Raw genomic sequence first — 19,113 nt, 5'->3', positions numbered from 1 at the left:
AGCCGGGCTCGGGGTCAGTCGGGCTCGGGGTCAGTCGGACTCGGGGAAGCCGATGGAGAAGGCCGCGTCGAGGTCGTGCTTGGAGTAGGTGCGGAAGGCGAGATGCGTCTCGGTCTCCAGCACGCCGGCGATCTTGTTGATGCGGCCGGGGACGATCTCGGCGACCTGCTCGTAGGCGGAGACGCGGACCATGGCGAGCAGGTCGTGGGCGCCGGTGATCGAGTAGACCTCGCTGACGCCGTCGAGGTCGGCGATGCTCTCGGCGACCTCGGGGATGCGGTCGACTTCCGCCTTGATGTGCACGATCGCGGTGACCATTGCGTGGCTCTCCTTCGAGTACGGCTCGGCTGGAACCTTATCGCCGTCAGCGCAGGGGCCTTCCCTCGCGGGTGCCGCGGGGTTCCAGGCCTTGGTACGCCAGGTCGATGCGCTCCTTCAGGCGTCCGGCTCCCCGGGCGGGCAGGCTGTAAACGCCGTCCACCCGGACCAGCCGCACGCCGGGGGAGTCCAGCCATCGCAGGATGCACTCGCTCTCCTCGGCCACGGCGGCGGGCAGCGGGCCGGGGCCGGGCAGCACGGTCTCCGCGGTGGCCAGCAGGGCCTCCACGAACGGCGTGGGGTGCGCGCCCTTCGGCATCACCCCGGCCGCGGCGAGCCGGCCGTGCCGCACGACGTGGATGTCCCAGCCCCCGCCGAACGCCGGCGCGGCGGCGACCATCTCGGGGAGGGCGGTCAGCGACCGCAGCCGCTGCATGCGCGCCGCGGCGCGGACGAACACCGCGAGCCGGTCGCGGTCGACCGCCGCCTCCTCGTACCGCTGCTCGGCCGACAGGCGCCGCATGCGGGCCTCCAGCGCCGCGAACACCGGGCCGGGGTCGCGCTCGATGGCCGCGCGCGCGTCCTCGACGTGGCGGTGGTACTCGTCGGGGGTCTGCCGGCCCTCGCACGGCGCCCCGCACCGCCCCATCTCGGCCAGCGCGCACGCCGGCCGCCACGTGCGGGTGGTGATGCGCTCGGTGCACTGCCGCAGCGGCACCGCCTCGTGCAGCGCCGACCGCGCGTCCTCTGCCCCACGCGCCGAGGTGAACGGCCCGAGGTAGGTGCCCGCGTCGGCCTTGACCTCGCGCACGATGGACAGCCGCGGGTACGGCTCGTCGGTCAGCTTGAGCCACACGACCTTCTCGGGGAACCGCGACCGCCGGTTGTAGCGCGGCTTGGCGGCCCCGATGAGCCGCAGTTCCCGCACCTCGGCCTCCAGCGCGGTGGCGCACACGATGGGCCGCACCCGCTCGGCGATGCCGATCATCTCGCGGATGCGCGCCCGCGTCTCGCCCGCCGTGAAGTAGGACCGCACCCGGGTGCGCAGGTCGCCGCTCTTGCCGATGTACAGGGCCTCGCCGCGCTCGTCCTCGAAGACGTACACGCCCGGGGCGCTCGGCACGGACGCCGCGAGGTGGCGCTTGCGCTTCTGCTCGGGCGTGGGGGCCCGCACGAAGCCCTTCAGCTCCTCCAGCGTGGACACGCCGTACGACCCGACCCGCTCGATCAGCGCGTGCAGCACGTCCACGGTGGCCTTGGCGTCGGCCAGGGCACGGTGGCACGGCTCGGTGGAGCTGCGGAACACCCGCGCCAGGGTGGACAGCTTGCAGTTGGGCACCTCGTCGCGGGTGAGCACCCGCCGCGCGAGGTCGGCGGTGTCGACCACCGGCGCGACCGGCGGCGGGTAGCCGTGCTCCTGGCAGGACGCCTTGATGAAGCCGACGTCGAACGGCGCGTTGTGCGCCACCAGCACGGCGCCGGCCGCGAACTCCAGGAACGCCGGCAGCACCTGCCGCATCGGCGGCGCGGCCACGACCATGGCGTCGGTGATGCCGGTGAGCACCGTGATGAACGGCGGGATGGGCCGGCCGGGGTCGACCAGCGTGGCGAACTCGCCGATGACCTCACCACCGCGCACCTTGACCGCGCCGATCTCGGTGATGGCGTGCTCGGCGTGCGAGCCGCCGGTCGTCTCAAGGTCGAAGACGACGAACGTCACCTGCGAGAGAGGTGTGCCGAGTTCGTCCAGCGTGCCTTGAACCCCGATCTCCACGAGCATGACCATACGATCGCGGTCCGACAGTTTCTCCGCCCCGGCCGCCGTTCCGCCATTCGTGGCGCGATCGCAACCTTCCGCGGCGGGACTGTCGCGCCGTGCGAGTGACGGCGCCGCGCGGGGGCCCGCGAACGTCCCCTGGCGGGCCGCTGGCGGGTCGCGCGGATAGGGGCCGACCATGGACGCGACGGCCGTACCCTTGACGGATAGACATATTGTGAAGGGCCGGTCAGCTAGGGGAAGTCGGATGAGTTCAGCCGGAGAAGGCCTGTCTCGCCCGCTGCCCGAGCAGGTCCGGTTACATGTCGTCGAGCTGGCGGCGCAGGTGCTCGGCACCATGCAGCCGCCCGCCATCCCCGCTCCGCTGCGCAGCATCGCCCGGTTCGACCCCAGGAAGCGTGCCCGCCTCGGCAGCGCGCCGATCGCCGCGCAACTGGAGACCGACAAGGAGTTCCGCGAGATCGTCGCCGAGGCGACCGCCGAGGCGTGGCCGGAGCTGGTCGCCAGCCTGGAGGAAGGCAACGTGCCGCCGGCCGCCGAGCCGGTGCTGGTGGCCGCCGCGGCCTACCTCACCCGCCCGCCGGGCTGGCCCGGGCTGGTCGAGGCGGCCCGCGCCGACATCGAGCAGGCCGCGGCCGTCGCGGAGGAGACGGCGCAGGAGCAGACCGTCCAGCGGCTGCGCGAGGAGCTCGCGGCGCAGAAGACCGCGGCCAAGCAGGAGGCCGATCGCCTGCGCGAGCAGCTCAAGACCTCACGCACCGAGGTCGCGGACCTGCGGCGCCGCCTGCACGACGCCAGGGAGCGCGGCAAGCGCGCCGAGGAGCGCGCCGCCGAGGCCGAGGCGCAGGCGCAGGAGGCCCGCGCGGCGGTCGCCGCCGCCACCGGGGCCGCCGAGTCGGAGCTGCGCAAGCTGCGTGAGCGGCTGGCCGACGCCGAGCGCCGCCTGCTCGCCGGCCGCCGCGCCGCCCGCGAGGGCCGCAGCATCGAGGACGCCCGCCTGCGCGTGCTGCTGGACAGCCTCCAGGACGCCGCGGCCGGGCTGCGCGCCGAGCTCGGGCTGCCCGTGGCCATCAGCAAGCCTGCCGACTCGGTGGACGCCGTGACGCCCGCCCGCCCGTCGGTGCGCGCCGTCCCGGCCCGCGCCCTCGCCGACGACGACCCGGCGCTGCTCGACCAGCTCCTCGCCATCCCGCATCTCCACCTCATCGTGGACGGCTACAACGTCACCAAGACCGGCTACCCGGCGCTGACCCTGGTCGACCAGCGGGCCCGGCTGCTCGGCGGTCTCGGCGGCCTCGCGGTGCAGACCCGGGCCGAGGTGACCTGCGTGTTCGACGGCGCGGAGCTGAACGGCCCCGTCCAGGTGTCGGCGCCGCGCGGGGTGCGGGTGCTGTTCAGCGAGCCTGGCGAGATCGCCGACGACCTGATCCGCCAGCTCGTCCGTGCCGAGCCGCCGGGCCGCGCCGTCGCGGTGGTGTCCACCGACCGCGAGGTGGCCGACTCGGTGCGCCGCATGGGTGCCCGCCCGGTCCCCGCGGTCCTGCTGCTGCGCCGTCTCGGCCGGGCCTGACACGGCGCCGGGGCCGGGCATGACCCGGTCCTGACTGCGGCCTTGACTCAAGCTCTGACAGTGGTGGCGACGCCGGCGCGGCCCCGTGGTGCTCCTGGGGCGACCCTTAATCCCTGATACGGGCGTGAACTGGGGTTGCCCGGCTAAAACATTTCAGTCCGAAAGCTGTCGGGGACCTTACCGTTTCTGTAGGATCACGGCCCAGGTGTCACAGTTGTCGCACTTGAGGAGGCTGGGGTCCCCGTGACCGCGCGTGGTGTCCGGAAGCTCGGACGCGTACCGGTGACCGGAGTTCTCGTCGCCGCGGTGCTGGTGACCCAGGCGGCCGGGGCGGTGGCCGAGCCGAGGCCCACCGTCGCCCAGGCCAAGGCGCGGCTCGCCAAGCTGGACGCCAAGGCCGACAAGGTCGTCGACAAGTACAACGACGCGAACGAGAAGTACAAGGCGGCCCGCAAGGAGTACAACGCCGTCAACGGCCGCTTCAAGGAGAAGATCTCGCGGGCCGACGAGCTGCGTGCGGGCCTGGTGTCGGTCGCGGTGAGCAGCTACCAGTCCGGCGACATGCTCTCCTGGCCGCACCTGGTCACCACCGGCGACCCCGAGGCGCTGCTGGCGGGCCTCGCCTCGATCGACCAGATGTCGGCGCGGCGCTCGCGCACCCTCACGGAGTACGAGACGGCGATGAGCTCCCTCAAGGGGGAGCGGGACAAGGCCAAGGGCGCCTACGACAAGGCGCTCAAGCTGTTCGAGGACCTGCGCGACCAGAAGAAGGAGGTCGAGAAGCTCGTCGGCGAGCAGGAGCGGCTCCTGCGCCGCCTGAACGCCTTCAACGCGGGCAACCCCAACAGCGCCGGCGTCAAGTACACCGGCCCCGCCTCCGGCAACGCCCGCACCGCGCTCCAGTTCGCCTACGCCCAGATCGGCAAGCCGTACCGCTACGGTGGCTCCGGCCCCGGCTCCTGGGACTGCTCCGGCCTCACCCAGAAGTCCTGGGCCGCCGCCGGCGTCAGCCTGCCGCGCACCGCCGCCGCCCAGTACTCCTGGGGTGCCTCCCGCCGCGTCTCCCTGAACGCGCTGGAGCCCGGCGACCTGCTGTTCTCCTCCGGCCTCGGCCACGTCGGCATGTACGCCGGCAACGGCCAGATGGTCCACGCACCCCGCACCGGCGACGTGGTGAAGGTCGTCCCGCTGTCTTCTTACCGAGGCATATTCGCCGCCGTGCGGCCCTGAGGTTTTCCCGGCTCTTCGTGGTTCTCGGTGTGATTTCCGGCGCTTTTCGCGGCTGGAACGTTCTCGTGCGCCTGTATCCGTCGCTGGGGCCTGACTCGTGTGCCGCCGCGGGCTCCCGCCGCGCGGTGCCGGCGCTCCAAGATCGTTAACCCCCGTGACTCATGTGACGCATGTGACTCGGCGAGTGGCGTGTTGAGTGACATGTGAGGCGAATCACATTTGAAGGTAGATGCATGAGTTAACCAGGCGTTTTCCGTTTTGTGATCACTCGTTATGATCTAGAGATAACACCGAGGCTTTGCCAGTTCTTGGCGTTCTGTGTAGCTTCTGGGCCGCGGCGAGCACGCCATGCCGTCGCGAGAAAGCCCGGCCGTCCCGACGGCCGGTACCCACCAAAACATCCAGTGGTCATCGGCTTCGTATGTCCCGCCATTAATGGCGCAAGCCGGTGACCAGCCGAATCCGTGCGGCCAGGAGCACGGAACCGGGGACCCAAAAGACCCTGTTGATTGGGGTCAGGGGTGAATCAGCGGTTTATGCCGCTGTAGGGCGACTTCCAAGCCCGAATCCGTCAGCTAACCCGGTAGGCGTAAGTGGAAGAACCTAGGAGCGATCCTGTCCAGCACCACCCCTAGCCCCCGTCTGTCGCGCTTCGCTCGTCTCTCCCTCGGGGGTGTCGTCCTCACCGTCTCGGCCTCGGCCGGCGCGGTGGCGATCCCGGCGGCCGCCGGAGCCGACACGATTCCCGGCGCAGAGCAGGTCATCACGCCCCCCATCACGGTGGCGGCGCCCCCCGAGGCGCCGCAGAGCGCCACGCCGGCCGCCGCCAAGAGCACCGCCGCCAAGAGCACCAAGCTCAGCAAGGCGGCGCGGCAGCGGATCAAGGCCGCGAAGGCCGTGTCCGTGGCCAAGAAGCAGGTCGGCGACCCCTACCGTTGGGGCGCCAGCGGCCCGAACGCGTTCGACTGCTCCGGCCTGGTGATGTACTCGTGGCGTAAGGCCGGCGTGAAGCTGCCCCGCATCACGGGCAGCCAGTACCGTGCCGTCAAGAAGAAGGTCTCCTGGAAGAACCTCAAGCCCGGCGACCTGATGTTCTTCTCCGGCCTCGGCCACGTCGGCATGTACGTGGGCCACGGCAAGATGATCCACTCGCCCCGTAGCGGCACCCGGGTGCAGATCAACAAGCTCACCAAGTACCGCAAGGCGAGCTTCGTGGGCGCCGTCCGCCCGGGCATCTGACCAAGAGCCCCGGACGTCCCACACCAGCACACCCCGGGACACCCCCGCCGGGATCCCGGACGTGACACACCGGGCCGTGCTCCAGGACGAACCCCGCCAGCCCCCTTGGACACACCCTTCAGGGACCTTCCCCTGACCCCGCAGGGCCCCGGCCACCCCCACGTGGCCGGGGCCCTCGGCGTACTACAGGCCCACGGCGTACGGGCCCTTGGTGTACGGGCCCTCGGTGTACGGGCCCTCGTGTCCGGAGCCTCGGCGTAGGAGGCCTCGACGTAGGGGGCCTCGCCGCGCGGGGTGCTCGGCGTGCGGGCCCTGGCCGGACTAGGGCAGGCGGTAGATTGCCACCATGCGCGTCGTGTGGCTCTGGGCCGTGGGGGCCGGGCTCCTGGCCGCGCTGACGGGACCACCGGGGTCGCACGGGGAGCGTGCCGCCGTACCGCCCAAGGGATTCGCGCGGCCATCCGGCGTGGAGGCGGTACTCGCGGAGCGCCCCTGGCTGTGGCGCGGAGCGCGGGTGGTCCGGGGACGGGAGGTGGTCGTCGTGGGCGCCACGGGCACCAGGCTGGGCCTCGAGGACATCGCGCGCCGCGCCGACCGGGCCGCGGCGACGGTACGGCGGGTCATCGGACCGGCCGCAGGGCCGGGTGGTGAACTGGGCGCAGCGCCGGGCGGCACATCGACCGGCGCGTCAGACCGCGGGACAGGTGGTAGCGCGGGTAGCGCGTCAGACGGCGCGGCGGGTGGCGGAGCGGACGATACGTCTCCTGGTGGGGCAGGCGGTACCTCGGATGGCGAAGCGGCTGGTGGGGCAGCCGGTACCTCTGGTGGTGCGACGGGTGGTGGGGCAGACGGTACCTCTGATGGCGAAGCGGGTGGTGGGACAGGCGGTACCTCTGGTGGTGTGGTGGGTGGTTGGGCAGACGGTACCTCTGGTGGTGCGGCGGCCGGCGCTTCTGGTGGTGGGGCGGTTGCCGGGTCCGGTGATGGGGCAGTGGTGATCCTCGTGCCCGCCACCACGGCGCAGGCGGCCGAGCTGGCGGCGCCCGCCGCGGTCGGGGGCATGGCGGCGCTCGCGGGCACCGACCGGATCATCGTGGAGCCCCGCTCGTTCGCGCTCCTCACGGACGCGGGGCGGGACGTCGTGCTCGCCCACGAGCTCACCCACATCCCCATGAGGGCGGCCACGGACGGCCGCACCCCGAAGTGGCTGATCGAGGGCTTCGCCGACTACGCCGGATACCTGAACGCCGACATCCCCGTCCGCGCCGCCGCGGCCGAACTCGCCGCCGAGATCCGCGCCGGCCGCCTCCCCACCTCGCTCCCCGCACCGGAGGACTTCACCGCCACGCGGCCGGACGGGCGAGCGGCACGGGCGTACGAGGAGGCGTGGCTCGCCTGCCGGTACGTCGCCCGCCGCTACGGCGAGCCCCGCCTGCTCGCCCTCTACCGCGCCGCCGGCCGCGACGGAGTGGACGCGGCCCTCGCGAGCACACTCGGCCTGACCCATGCCTCGTTCGTGACCGCCTGGCGTGCCTACCTGCGCGCGGAGCTCTCGTGACCCGCCCTGCGCGCGGAGGCATGGTGACCCACCCTGCGCGCGGGCATTCGCTGACTCGCCGTGCTCCTGAAGGTCTTGGGACGCGGCTTGCGTGTGGAGCCCTGCGGTCCCGCCCGGTGTGCGGAGGATTCGTGGCCGGTCTTGTGCGCAGGGCTTCGGTGGCTCGCCGTGTTCGTCGAGGTCGCGGGACGGGCGCTGCGTGTGGAGTCTTCCGGGTCCGCCCGGTGTGCGGGGGTTTCGTGGCCGGTCTTGTACGCAGGGCTTCGGTGGCTCGCCGTGTTCGTCGAGGTCGCGGGACGGGCGCTGCGTGTGGAGTCTTCCGGGTCCGCCCGGTGTGCGGGGGTTTCGTGGCCGGTCTTGTACGCGGGGCTTCGGTGGCTCGCCGTGTTCGTCGAGGTCGTGGGACGGGTGCTGCGTGTGGAGTCTTCCGGGTCCGCCCGGTGTGTGGGGGTTTGGTGGCCTGCCTTGCGTTTGGGGTTCTCGTGGTGCGCACGGGCGTCTCGTGAGCGGGCGGGAGGGTGTCAGGACGCTTGTCGTGACCAATGACTTTCCGCCTCGGCCGGGGGGGATCCAGGCGTTCGTGCATGCTCTCGCCTCGCGGCTGCCGCCGGGGGCGGTGGTGGTGTACGCGCCGCGGTGGGCGGGGTGTGAGGAGTTCGACGGGCGGCAGGCGTATCCGGTGGTGCGGCACCCTACGTCGCTGATGTTGCCGGTGCCGGGGGTGGCGCGGCGGGCGGGGGAGCTGGTGCGGCGGTACAAGTGCGAGACGGTGGTGTTCGGGGCCGCGGCGCCGCTCGGGCTGCTCGCGCCGGGGTTGCGGGCGGCGGGGGCGCGGCGGGTGGTGATGCTCACGCACGGGCACGAGGCGGCCTGGGCGGGGGTGGCTCCGGCGCGGGCGCTGCTGGGCAGGATCGCGGCCCACGCCGACGCGGTGACCTATCTCGGGGACTACACCCGGGAGCGTCTCGCCCGGGTCGTGCCGCCGGACCGGCTGGTGCGGCTGGCGCCGGGGGTGGACACCACGGTGTTCCGGCCGGGTGCGGGCGGCGCGGAGATCCGGCTGTCCCTCGGCATCGGGGACCGGCCGGTGGTCGTCTGCGTGTCCCGGCTGGTCCCGCGCAAGGGGCAGGACACCCTGGTCCGCTGCTGGCCCCGCGTGCTGCGCGCGGTGCCGGAGGCCGTGCTGCTCCTGGTCGGCGGCGGACCCTACCGGCGGGCCCTGGAGCGGTCTGCCGCCGCACGCTCGCTGTCCGGGTCCGTGATCGTCACCGGGCCCGTCCCCTGGTCCAGCCTTCCCGCCTACTACGACGTCGGCGACGTCTTCGCCATGCCCTGCCGCACGCGGTTCGGCGGCCTGGACGTCGAAGGCCTCGGCATCGTCTACCTGGAGGCCTCGGCCACCGCCCTCCCCGTGGTGGCCGGCGCGTCCGGCGGCGCGCCCGACGCCGTCCGGCACGGCGAGACGGGCCTCGTCGTGGACGGCACCGCCCCCGCCGAGGTCGCCGACGCCCTGATCTCCCTCCTGGCCGACCCCGCCCGCGCCCGCGCCATGGGCCGGCACGGCAGGGCCTGGATCACCCGCGAATGGCAGTGGACCGAGGTCGCCGCCCGTTTCGCCACCCTCCTGACCCCCGACACCCCACCCGAGCCGACCGCCGCCGGCACGACACTCCTCTGACCGGCCTCACCCCTGCCGCACGGCGACGGCGAGATACCGATCGTCCCCGTCGTGGAACAGGGATAGCCCCCACCCCGACTCCCGCAGCAACGGCTCCAGATTCGCCCGCTCCCGCACGTCCGAGGCACTGAGCACCCGGCCGCGCCGTGCCGCCAGGACCGCACGTCCCACCGGGGAGAACAGGGCGAGCCGGCCCCCGGGCACGGTGACCCGCGCCAGCTCCGACAGTGCCGCCCGTGGGTGAGGAAGATGCGATATCAGGCCGCTCGCCAGCACCCCGTCGGCCACCGCGTCCCTCAGCGGCAACCGCTCCACCTCACCCAGCACCACACCCCCGAGCTCCCGCCGGCCGAGCGCGACCCGCGCCATCTCCGGCGTGACGTCCACCCCGACGACCCGCCCCGCGTGCCCCACCGCCGCCCGCAACGGCGCGAACGCCCGCCCGGTCCCGCAGCCCGCGTCCAGCGCCGTACCGCCCGGCGCCAGCCCGAGCTCCGCGACGGCCGCCGCGAAGGCCGGCCCGTCATCGGCGAACTTCTCGTCCCACCCCGCCGCCCGCGCCCCGAAGAACTCCCGCGTCTCCGCCCGTGACCGGCCCTCGTCGCCCTCCATACCGCAGTCCTACCAGACGGCCCCCGCGTCACGACTCGCGCACACCCGGGACACCGGAGGCGGTTCGCGTCATCCTGAACCCGGGGACGGCGGCGGGAAAGGTGTGCGATGGACGGCGTCGAGCGGGACAAGCAGTTCGCCGGGCTCGTGGACCAGGTACTCGGCGAGCCGGAGCTCACCGTGGCCATGGCCCGGGATCACGCCCCGGCGGCCCGTGACCTGCGTGCCGCGGCTCTCACGCAGCAGGACACCCTGCTCGGCCGCGCGCGGGCCGCCGAGGAGCAGTACCCGGGAAGCCGCCGGCCGCGTGCGGCGGCCTTCATGGGGCTCGTCGCGCAGGGCACGCGCGGTGATCTGGGGCGGCGTGGCGCTCGCCACCGTGATCGCGTTGGCGGCGTTCACGGTGGCGGGGTGGACCCGGGAGCACGCGACGGCCCTGACCGAGCGCCGCGCGCTGTCGCCCGGCGCCGTCCTGTTCGACAGCTTCGCCCTGCTGGTGGGATCGGTCCTGGCGTCCGCGCTGTTCGCCACCCTGGCCGCCAAGCTCTACCGGCTGTCGCGGTCCCTGCGCGCGGGGGATGAGGTCGCTAGGGCGCGCCGCTCCTGGACCACCGCTTTCGTCGCGGTGCTGATCATGGCCATCTTCGTCACCGCCGGTGCCACGACCTCGGGGGCGCTCGTCTGGCAGTACGCGCACGGCCGTCCTCTGGGGGCGAACACTCCGTACGGCTGGGGCGCCGTGGTAGGGCTCGCGGCGGGTGCTCTGTTCGTCGTGCCGTACCTCCTCATCCTCAAGGTGGCCGACGGTCAAGGGATACGCGTCAGACCGCCGGAGGCGGACCGCGCCGAGGCCGGGCGGTTACGCGTGGCCTGGCGTGACGCGGTGGCCGAGGCGCTGCGGGGCTTCCTGCGGGCGGAGATCGGGGCGCACGTCGCACGCCGGTACGCCATGACGCTGGAGCTCGCCGAGGCGCCCGGCCTGCGCCAGGTGCGCGGGCTGGGCTTCCACGTGCCGACCAGGGCCGAGGAGACACTGGTGGCCGTGGCCAACGGCATGGACGGCGGCAGCATCGCGCTGTCGGGGCCGCGCGGCGTGGGCAAGACCGACCTGCTGCACGCTTTCTGCCTGGACGGCGGTGACCGCATGGGGGTCGTCATGGCGGCGCCGGTGGTCTACGAGCGGCGCGAGTTCATGCTGGGGCTGTTCGCGCGGCTCTGCCGGCAGGTGACCGCGGCCGGGATGGACGCCGCCGCCCAGGCCGCCGCGCACCTGCGGTGGATCGAGTACCTGCAGACCCGGACGGACGAGGCGGGGGTGAGCGCCGGTGGGGGATGGCTCGGCCTGTCGGCCAAGCGCGGCGTCAGCCACGCCCGCCAGCCACTCACCTACCTGGAGATCGTGGACGCGCTGAAGGGCTTCCTCGCGGTGACCGCGACCGAGCTCACCACGAAGGGCGGGAAACCCCGCGGCCTGGTCGTCGGCATCGACGAGCTCGACCGCATCGAGCCCGCCGCCCGCGCCCGCGACCTGCTCAACGAGCTGAAGGTCGTCTTCGACGTCCCCGGCTGCCTGTTCCTGCTGTCGGTCTCCGACGAGGCGCTGCGCGAGGCCGACCTCGCGCCCGTCGGCCGCAGGGACGTCTTCGACAGCGCCATCGACGAGATCATCCGCGTCGAGCCCCTGGACCTCGCCACCGCCATCCGCCTCCTCGACACCCGCGCCGTGGGACTCCCGGTGCCCTTCACCGCCCTGTTCCACTGCCTGTCCGGCGGCATGCCGAGAGACCTGCTGCGCACCGCCCGCGCCGCCGCGGCGCTGCCCGGCCGTCCCGCCTCCCTGGGGGAGGTCGCCGCCGCGCTCGTCACCCGCGAGTCGGCACGCCTGGTGGACGACCACGAGCCCCTGGCCAGTGTGCGCCGCGCGTTCCTCGGCACCGTGGAGGAGGTCTTCACCGCGGCACTGACCAAGGACGACGTCCTCAAGGCCGCGGAGCCGGGTTTCCCCGGCTCCTTCGACATCCTCGCCGGGATCCGCAGGGACCTCGGCGTCGCCGACGAGCGCGCGGCCCGCAGCCTGGACGAGGTGAGGCGGGCCTGGGGCCTGCCCGGGTGAGCGGCCGGTCAGCCGTACAGCGCGTCGATGTCCTTGGCGAAGTCGCGGACGACGAGGTTGCGCTTGACCTTCAGGGACGGGGTGAGGTGGCCGCTCTCCTCGGTGAAGTCGGTGTCGAGGATGACGAACTTCTTGATCTCTTCGGCCTTGGAGACCTGCTTGTTGGAGTCGTCCACGGCGGACTGGACGGCCTCCACGATCGCGGGGTCGGTGCGCAGCTCGGCCAGGGTGGCGTTCCGGCGGTCGTTGGCCTCTTTCCACTGGTCCAGGGCTTCGGGGTCCAAGGTGATCAGGGCGGCGACGAAGGGGCGGTCGTCGCCGATGACCATGGCCTGGCTGACCAGGGGGTGGGCGCGGATGCGGTCCTCGAGGGGGCCGGGGGCGACGTTCTTGCCGCCGGCGGTGACGATGATCTCCTTCTTGCGGCCGGTGATGCGCAGGTAGCCGTCCTCGTCGATGGTGCCGACGTCGCCGGTGTGGAACCAGCCGTCGGGGTCGATGGCCTCGGCGGTGGCGGCGGGGTTGTTCCAGTAGCTCTCGAAGACGTGGCGGCCCTTGACGAGGATCTCGCCGTCCTCGGCGACCGCGACGGTCACGCCGGGCAGGGGCTTGCCCACGGTGCCGATCTTGTTGGCGCCGGGGATGTTGACGGTCGAGGGCGCGGAGGTCTCGGTGAGGCCCCAGCCCTCGAAGACCTCGATGCCGGAACCGCGGAAGAAGTGGCCGAGCCGCTCGCCGAGCGCCGAGCCGCCGGACACGGCGTGGCTGAGCCGCCCGCCGGTGGCGGCCCGCAGCTTGGCGTACACGAGCCGGTCGAACAGGGCCCGCCGCAGGCGCAGGCCGAGCCCGGCGCCGCCGCCGGCCTCCGCGCGGCTCCACGTGGTCGCCGCGTCCACGGCGGCGTGGAAGATGCGGCTCTTGGCGCCGCCCCCGGCCGCGGCCCGCTGCTCGGCGCCGTTGTAGACCTTCTCGAACACGCGCGGCACGCCGAGCAGGAACGTGGGACGGAACGACTGAAGGTCGGGCGCCACGTTCTTCATGTTGGGTGTGTGGGCCAGCACGGCACCGGCCTCGACCAGCACGATCTCGATGAGCCGGGCGAAGCTGTGCGCCAGCGGCAGGAACAGCAGCGCCGCGGGGTCCTTCACCTCGAACAGCGTCTCCAGCGGCCCCGCGATGACGTTGCGCGCCGTGAACAGCAGGTTGTCGTGGCTCAGGCAGCAGCCCTTGGGGCGGCCGGTGGTGCCGGAGGTGTAGATGATGGTGGCGAGGTCGCGCCCCCCGCGGACCGTCCGCCGTTCCTTGAGGGTCTCCTCGGGCACGTCGGCTCCGTGGGCGCTCAGCTCGCTGAGCGCGCCCCGGTCGAGGCACCACACCGCGGGCTTCTCGCCGATGCCGGCGAGGGCGGTGCCGAGGGTCGCCTCGTGCGCCTCGGTCTCGACGATCACGGCCGTGGCGCCGCTGTCGGAGACGATCCAGGCGACCTGCTCGGCCGAGGAGGTCTCGTACACCGGCACGCCGACGGCGCCCGCCGCCCAGATGGCGTAGTCGGCGACCGTCCACTCGTAGCGGGTGCGGGACATCAGCGCGACGCGGTCGCCGGGCTGGACACCGGAGGCGATCAGCCCCCGCGCGACCGCCGCGACCTGGTCGCGGAACTCGGCGGCCGTGACCGCGGCCCAGCCGTCACCGGTCTGCCGCTTGATCACCACCGAGCCGGGGCTCTGCTCGCCGCGCTCGAACACCACGTCGGCGCAGTTGGCGGATGCCGGTACGTCCACCAGCATGGGAACGCTGTACTCGCGCACGCTCACTCCTCCGGATGCGCACGAAGGCCGTCCTTCGGCGGGTTTCCCGGACGCTATCGCGTTAAGTTACGTGCCGGTAGACCCGTCACCGAGCCTTTATCCAACCGAAAAACCACGCTATCAGGGTCATCTACCCCCAGACGTCGACGTTGAGACCGCCCCCGGACGTGCGGAACGCCGAGCCGGGTGACGGAGGAGGGCACGCCGGGTCAGCAGGCGGGGCCGGCGCCGGGTAATACGATGACCGGCATGCGGGTCCATGTCGTCAGCGACGTCCACGGCCGCGCGGACGCCCTCGCCCGTGCCGGCGACGGGGCCGACGCCCTCATCTGCCTCGGCGACCTGCTGCTCTTCGTGGACTACGACGACCACTCCCAGGGCATCTTCGGCGAGCTGTTCGGCGCCGAGGAGGCCACCCGCTTCATCGGCCTGCGCACGCAGGGCCGGTTCGAGGAGGCCAGGGAGCTGTCCGCGACGTTGTGGGCCGCCATCGGCGGCGAGCCGCGCGAGCACATCGAGCGCATGGTCCGCGAGCAGTACGCCCGCATCTTCGCCGCCATGCCCACCCCCACCTACCTCACCTACGGCAACGTCGACCTGCCGGCGCTGTGGCCGGAGTTCACCCGCGACGGTCACCATGTGCTGGACGGCCAGACCGCCGAGATCGGCGGCCTGACGTTCGGCTTCGTCGGCGGCGGCCTGCGCACCCGCTACCGCACGCCGAACGAGGTCGACGACGAGGAGTACGCCCGCAAGGTCGAGGCGGTCGGCGCGGTGGACGTGTTGTGCTGCCACATCCCGCCCGCCGTGCCCGGCCTGCTGTACGACGTGGTGGCCCGCCGGTTCGAGCGGGGCAGCGAGGCCACCCTGGAGGCCATCCGCCGCACCCAGCCGCGCTACGCCCTGTTCGGCCACGTCCACCAGCCCCTCGCCGCCCGCACCAGGATCGGCCGCACCGAATGCGTCAACGTGGGCCATTTCCGCGGCCGGGGACGCCCCTTCGCCCTCGATCTGTGACGTCAGAACACCTGCGGGCACGACCTTTGCGAAGATCGGACCTCCGGCGTTCATGCGGTGACCGCGAACGAGTACGGTAAGCCCATGGCTGAGCGCACCACGTCGAGCATCACGATCGCCGCCGGCCCGTCGAGCGTCACCGAGGTGATCGCCGACTTCGCCTCCTACCCCGAATGGGCGGGGCAGGTGAAGTCCGCGCAGGTGCTGACCACGGGTGCCGACGGACGGCCGGAGACGGTCCGTTTCGTGCTGGACGCCGGAGTGATCAGCGACCAGTACACCCTCGGCTACCGCTGGACCGGCGACGAGGCCGTCGACTGGCGCATCGTCGAGGCCGGCTCCATGGTCTCCGGCCTCACTGGCAGCTACCGGCTGGTCCCCGAGGGCGACGGCACGAAGGTCACCTACGAGCTGGCGGTGGACCTCAAGGTCCCGATGATCGGCATGATCAAGCGCAAGGCCGAGAAGGTCATCGTGGACACCGCGCTCAAGGGACTCAAGAAGCGCGTCGAGGGCCGATGAGCGCGAGCCCGCGGGTCCTGCTCTTCACGGGCAAGGGGGGAGTGGGCAAGACGACCGTCGCCGCCGCGACCGCGACGCTCGCCGCCCGCCGTGGCCTCAAGACCCTCGTGGTCTCCACCGACACCGCCCACTCCCTGGCCGACGCCCTCGGCGTGCCCGGCACGCCCGAGCCCAGCCAGGCCGCACCGGGGCTGTTCCTCCAGCAGGTCGACACCCAGCGCGCCCTGGAGCGCCACTGGGGCGAGCTCCAGCGGTACGCCGAGGGCGTGCTCGCCGAGCTCGGCCTCGACTCGGTCACCGCCGAGGAGCTGACGGTCCTGCCGGGCGCCGAGGAGGTCATCGCGCTGCTGGAGCTGCGCGACCAGGTGGACACCGGCCGGTGGGACGTCGTGGTGATCGACTGTGCCCCCACCGCCGAGACGCTGCGCCTGCTCGCGCTGCCCGAGGCCCTCGACTGGCACGTCAACCGCCTGCTGCCCTCCGCCCGCCGCCTGATGCGGGCGCTCGCCCCGGTGATCCGCCACGTGGCCCGCGTCAGCGTGCCCGAGGACGGCGTGATGAGCGCGGCGGAGCGCATGCACACCGGCTTGATGGGGGTGCGTGAGCTGCTCGCGGGCCCGCACGCCTCGGTACGGCTCGTGCTCACCCCCGAGGCGGTCGTGGTGGCCGAGGCCCGCCGCACCTACACCTCGCTCAGCCTGTACGGCTACCGCGTGGACGGCGTGATCGCCAACCGGGTGTTCCCCGAGGGCGGCTCGGACGAGTGGCGGCGCGGCTGGGTGGAGGCCCAGGCCCGCCACCTCGCGTCCGTGCGCGAGTCGTTCGCCCCGCTGCCGGTGCACACCGTGCCGTACCTGCCCGCCGAGCCGGTCGGCGCCACGGCACTCGCCGCGCTCGGCGAGGAGCTGTACGGCGCGGCCGACCCGTTCGCGCCGCCCACCGGCGAGCCCCCGCTGTCCATCACCGCCGAGGACGACACGCACGAGCTGTCCCTCGCCCTGCCGCTGGCGGACAAACAGGACGTGGATCTCGCCAGGAAGGGTGACGAGCTGATCGTCACCGCCGGGTCCTACCGCCGCGTCCTGGCTCTGCCCGCCGCACTCGCCCGCCGATCGGTGCACGACGCGGCGCTCCGCGACGGCCGCCTCCGGGTACGGTTCCAGGCAGGAGGGGCCCATGACCGAGAAGCATGACGACAGTCACATCCACGAGACCCACGACGGCGGCGGCGAAGCCCGCCCGGCGGGCGTTCGGAGGCCGGAGAACCGCCCGGCCGGCGCCCGGCGGCCGGAGAACCGCGTGCGCCGTCCCCCGGCACCGGAGGAGAACGATCCCCTGGCCGGCGCCGTCGACGAGGCGCGCCGGTTCCTCGGCTCGATCCAGCGGCGCATCGGCCGCGAGATCGGCAAGGGGGTGGTCCAGGGCGGCGTGGCCGGCCTCGGCCACAGCCTCGGGCAGGGATTCGGCCGGTCCGGCGGCGGGGACGTGTGGAGCGACGCCGTGGCCGAGCGCCACGACGAGGAGTACATCTGCCGCGCCTGCCCCGTGTGCCGCCTGAAGGCGGCCCGGCGCGACGCGGGGGCGGACGTCACCGACCATCTGATCGCCGCGGGCGGGGAGCTGTTCGCCGCCGTCCGCCAGGCGGTCGAGGCGGTGTCGCGTCCGCCGGCGCCGAGGTCCTCCGGCGACACGGGCACCCGGGTCCAGCACATCGACCTCGGCTGAAGGCCGGCGGCTCGGGGAGAAGGGATGAGAGATGGCGCTGACGATCGGCGTTGACGTCGGAGGCACGAAGATCGCCGTGGGTGTCGTGGACGAGGCGGGCCACATAGTGGAGAACCTCCTGCGGCCCACCCCGGCGGACAGCCCCGACCAGGTCGCCGACACGATCTCCGAGGCGGTGCTCGAGCTCGCCGCCCGGCACGACGTCGAGGCCGTGGGCCTCGGTGCCGCGGGATTCGTGGACGAGACCCGATCGATCGTCAGGTTCGCCCCCAACCTCGCCTGGCGTGAGGAGCCGCTGCAGAAGAAGGTCTCCGAGCGGGTCAACCTGCCGGTGGTCGTGGAGAACGACGCCAACGCCATGGCCTGGGGCGAGTACCGCTTCGGCGCCGGGCGCGGCGAGAGCCACGTGGTCTGCGTGACCGTCGGCACCGGCATCGGCGGCGGCATCGTGCTCGGCGGCGTGCTGTACCGCGGCCGCTGGGGCATGGGGGCCGAGCTCGGCCACATGCAGGTGCTGCCCGGCGGGCGGCTGTGCGGGTGCGGGAACCTCGGCTGCTGGGAGCAGTACGCCAGCGGCAACGCGCTCGTGCACGAGGCCCGCACCATGGCCGCCGCCGACCCCGGCCGGGCGGCGCTCATGCTGCGCCTCGCGGGCGGCTCGGTGTCCGACATCGAGGGCGAGCACATCACGCAGGCCGCGCACGAGGGCGACGAGTGCGCCCTCACCGCGTTCACCACGATGGCCGAGTGGCTCGGCCAGGGCATGGCCGACATGGCGGCCGTGCTCGACCCCGGGTGCTTCATCCTCGGCGGCGGCGTGTCCCGCGCCGCCGACCTGTGGATCGACCACGCCCGCGCCGCGTTCCTGCGGGCCCTCACCGCCGCCGAGCACCGCCCGCACGCCGACATCCGCCCCGCCGAGCTCGGCCCCGCCGCCGGCCTGGTGGGCGCGGCCGACCTCGCCAGGCACCCCTGACGGTCCGGCACCCGGGCGGCGCCGCGATGGTGATCAGGTCGGGTGCGCGGGCGGGGAGTGGCGCCGGTGGTCGGGCCGCGCGTCCCGTCGATCTCCGTCCGAGGGGGCGCCGCGGGACGTGAGGTCCTTGCGAGGGGGTGTGGCGCGATGGTGATCAGGGTCGGCACGTACAACGTGCGGTCCATGTACGACGACAACGCCGCGCTGACGCGGGTCATCCGGGCCATGGCGCCCGACGTGCTGTGCGTGCAGGAGGCTCCGCGTCTGCTCGGCTGGCGGCGCAAGCGTGCCCGCCTGGCCGGTGGGGCGGGGCTGCGGGTGGTGAGCGGGTTGCGGGCCGGCGGGGTCGCGGTGCTGGCCGCGCCGGACGTCCGGGTGCTGCACGCCGGGGGGCACCTGCTGCGGGGGTTCGCCGGGCTGGAGCGCCGCGGGGTCGCCCTGGCGGTGGTCGAGCGGGGCGGCGTGCGGCTCACCGTCGCGTCGGTCCACCTTGACCTGTCCGCGCCGGCCCGGCTGTGCCATGCCGCCGAGATCATGTCCCTGGCCGGGCGGGCCGCGGAGCGGTTCGCGGCGCCGCTGGTGCTCGCGGGCGACGTCAACGAGCCGCCGGGCGGCCCGGTGTGGCGGTACCTCACCCGCCGCCTCGCCGACTGTTACCCGCTGGCGCCGCGCGGCGACGGCCTCACCTTCACCGCCCGCCGCCCGGGGCGGCGCATCGACGCGGTGTTCGCGGCCCCCGCGCTGCGCGTGCGCTCCTGCGGCGGCGTGGACACCGCGGCCGCGGACCTCGCCGCGGCCACCGACCACCTTCCCGTGGTGGCCGATCTGCTCGCGGGCTGACCCCGCCTCGCGCGGCGGTACGCGGCCGGGTCCTGGGGTTGTGTGGCTGGTGGCCTGCCTCTCGGCGGCGTGGAGGGGGTGGTGGCGGAGGTTGAGGGGAGCGTGTCCAGCGAGGGGCGGGGCGATGGGG

At 73.4% G+C, this 19,113-nt stretch carries 17 protein-coding genes and 1 riboswitch; of the genes, 12 read left to right on the top strand and 5 right to left on the bottom strand.

Annotated features, from left to right (window positions below):
- Positions 1-30 precede the first annotated feature (30 nt).
- Positions 31-318 carry an Lrp/AsnC ligand binding domain-containing protein gene (locus ABGB17_RS25480; protein WP_347633810.1) on the bottom strand — a complete coding sequence of 96 codons (288 nt, stop codon included), beginning with the start codon at positions 316-318 and terminating at the stop codon, positions 31-33.
- Positions 319-364: 46 nt separating this feature from the next.
- Complete coding sequence (locus ABGB17_RS25475; protein WP_347633808.1) at positions 365-2,098, bottom strand: DEDD exonuclease domain-containing protein; 1,734 nt, start codon at positions 2,096-2,098, stop codon at positions 365-367.
- Positions 2,099-2,342: 244 nt separating this feature from the next.
- On the opposite strand from ABGB17_RS25475, the gene ABGB17_RS25470 reads away from it, so the two are divergent.
- The 5 genes from ABGB17_RS25470 (at position 2,343) to ABGB17_RS25450 (ending at position 9,370) form a co-directional block, all read left to right on the top strand.
- Positions 2,343-3,665 (top strand): NYN domain-containing protein, encoded by a 1,323-nt coding sequence (locus tag ABGB17_RS25470; protein ID WP_347633806.1) that lies wholly within the window; start codon positions 2,343-2,345, stop codon positions 3,663-3,665.
- Between the two features lie 243 nt (positions 3,666-3,908).
- Entirely contained in the window at positions 3,909-4,895 is a 987-nt protein-coding gene (locus ABGB17_RS25465; protein WP_347633804.1) for an NlpC/P60 family protein, read from the top strand.
- Between the two features lie 444 nt (positions 4,896-5,339).
- Positions 5,340-5,500: riboswitch (cyclic di-AMP (ydaO/yuaA leader) on the top strand.
- Positions 5,501-5,603: 103 nt separating this feature from the next.
- Positions 5,604-6,134 carry a C40 family peptidase gene (locus ABGB17_RS25460; RefSeq protein ID WP_347633802.1) on the top strand — a complete coding sequence of 177 codons (531 nt, stop codon included), beginning with the start codon at positions 5,604-5,606 and terminating at the stop codon, positions 6,132-6,134.
- A gap of 994 nt (positions 6,135-7,128) precedes the next feature.
- Positions 7,129-7,692, top strand: coding sequence for a hypothetical protein (locus ABGB17_RS25455; RefSeq protein WP_347633800.1), 564 nt, complete (start codon positions 7,129-7,131; stop codon positions 7,690-7,692).
- Positions 7,693-8,227: 535 nt separating this feature from the next.
- Positions 8,228-9,370 (top strand): glycosyltransferase family 4 protein, encoded by a 1,143-nt coding sequence (locus tag ABGB17_RS25450; RefSeq protein ID WP_347633798.1) that lies wholly within the window; start codon positions 8,228-8,230, stop codon positions 9,368-9,370.
- Positions 9,371-9,376: 6 nt separating this feature from the next.
- Here ABGB17_RS25450 and ABGB17_RS25445 read toward each other — a convergent pair whose 3' ends face one another.
- Together ABGB17_RS25445 and ABGB17_RS25440 are read right to left on the bottom strand one after the other, a co-directional pair.
- A complete protein-coding gene (locus ABGB17_RS25445) occupies positions 9,377-9,982 on the bottom strand; it encodes a methyltransferase domain-containing protein (protein WP_347633796.1) in 606 nt (201 codons plus the stop codon).
- Positions 9,983-10,051: 69 nt separating this feature from the next.
- Complete coding sequence (locus tag ABGB17_RS25440) at positions 10,052-10,384, bottom strand: hypothetical protein (protein ID WP_347633794.1); 333 nt, start codon at positions 10,382-10,384, stop codon at positions 10,052-10,054.
- On the opposite strand from ABGB17_RS25440, the gene ABGB17_RS25435 reads away from it, so the two are divergent.
- Positions 10,371-12,095, top strand: a complete 1,725-nt coding sequence (locus ABGB17_RS25435) for a P-loop NTPase fold protein (RefSeq protein WP_347633792.1) — start codon at positions 10,371-10,373, stop codon at positions 12,093-12,095. The two genes, ABGB17_RS25440 and ABGB17_RS25435, sit on opposite strands and share 14 nt — an antisense overlap.
- 8 nt (positions 12,096-12,103) lie before the next feature.
- Here the strand turns inward: ABGB17_RS25435 and ABGB17_RS25430 are convergent, their stop codons facing one another.
- On the bottom strand, positions 12,104-13,903 hold the full coding sequence (locus tag ABGB17_RS25430) for an AMP-dependent synthetase/ligase (protein ID WP_347633790.1): 1,800 nt from the start codon (positions 13,901-13,903) through the stop codon (positions 12,104-12,106).
- 249 nt (positions 13,904-14,152) lie between these two features.
- Between ABGB17_RS25430 and ABGB17_RS25425 the strand changes: the two genes are divergently transcribed.
- From ABGB17_RS25425 to ABGB17_RS25400, 6 genes are all read left to right on the top strand, one after another.
- Entirely contained in the window at positions 14,153-14,920 is a 768-nt protein-coding gene (locus ABGB17_RS25425; protein ID WP_347633788.1) for a metallophosphoesterase, read from the top strand.
- 84 nt (positions 14,921-15,004) lie between these two features.
- Positions 15,005-15,442 (top strand): SRPBCC family protein, encoded by a 438-nt coding sequence (locus tag ABGB17_RS25420; protein WP_347633786.1) that lies wholly within the window; start codon positions 15,005-15,007, stop codon positions 15,440-15,442.
- Positions 15,439-16,635, top strand: coding sequence for an ArsA family ATPase (locus ABGB17_RS25415; RefSeq protein WP_347633784.1), 1,197 nt, complete (start codon positions 15,439-15,441; stop codon positions 16,633-16,635). The genes ABGB17_RS25420 and ABGB17_RS25415 overlap by 4 nt, the downstream gene beginning before the upstream one ends.
- Positions 16,619-17,167 carry a hypothetical protein gene (locus ABGB17_RS25410; protein ID WP_347633782.1) on the top strand — a complete coding sequence of 183 codons (549 nt, stop codon included), beginning with the start codon at positions 16,619-16,621 and terminating at the stop codon, positions 17,165-17,167. The genes ABGB17_RS25415 and ABGB17_RS25410 overlap by 17 nt, the downstream gene beginning before the upstream one ends.
- A gap of 31 nt (positions 17,168-17,198) precedes the next feature.
- Positions 17,199-18,143, top strand: a complete 945-nt coding sequence (locus ABGB17_RS25405; protein ID WP_347633780.1) for an ROK family glucokinase — start codon at positions 17,199-17,201, stop codon at positions 18,141-18,143.
- Between the two features lie 147 nt (positions 18,144-18,290).
- A complete protein-coding gene (locus ABGB17_RS25400) occupies positions 18,291-18,983 on the top strand; it encodes an endonuclease/exonuclease/phosphatase family protein (RefSeq protein ID WP_347633778.1) in 693 nt (230 codons plus the stop codon).
- Positions 18,984-19,113: the final 130 nt, after the last annotated feature.

The sequence above is a fragment of the Sphaerisporangium sp. B11E5 genome, assembly GCF_039871875.1.
Taxonomy (GTDB): domain Bacteria; phylum Actinomycetota; class Actinomycetes; order Streptosporangiales; family Streptosporangiaceae; genus Sphaerisporangium.
Note: the sequence above shows the minus strand (reverse complement) of the source record. Positions and strands in the feature narration are given on the sequence as shown.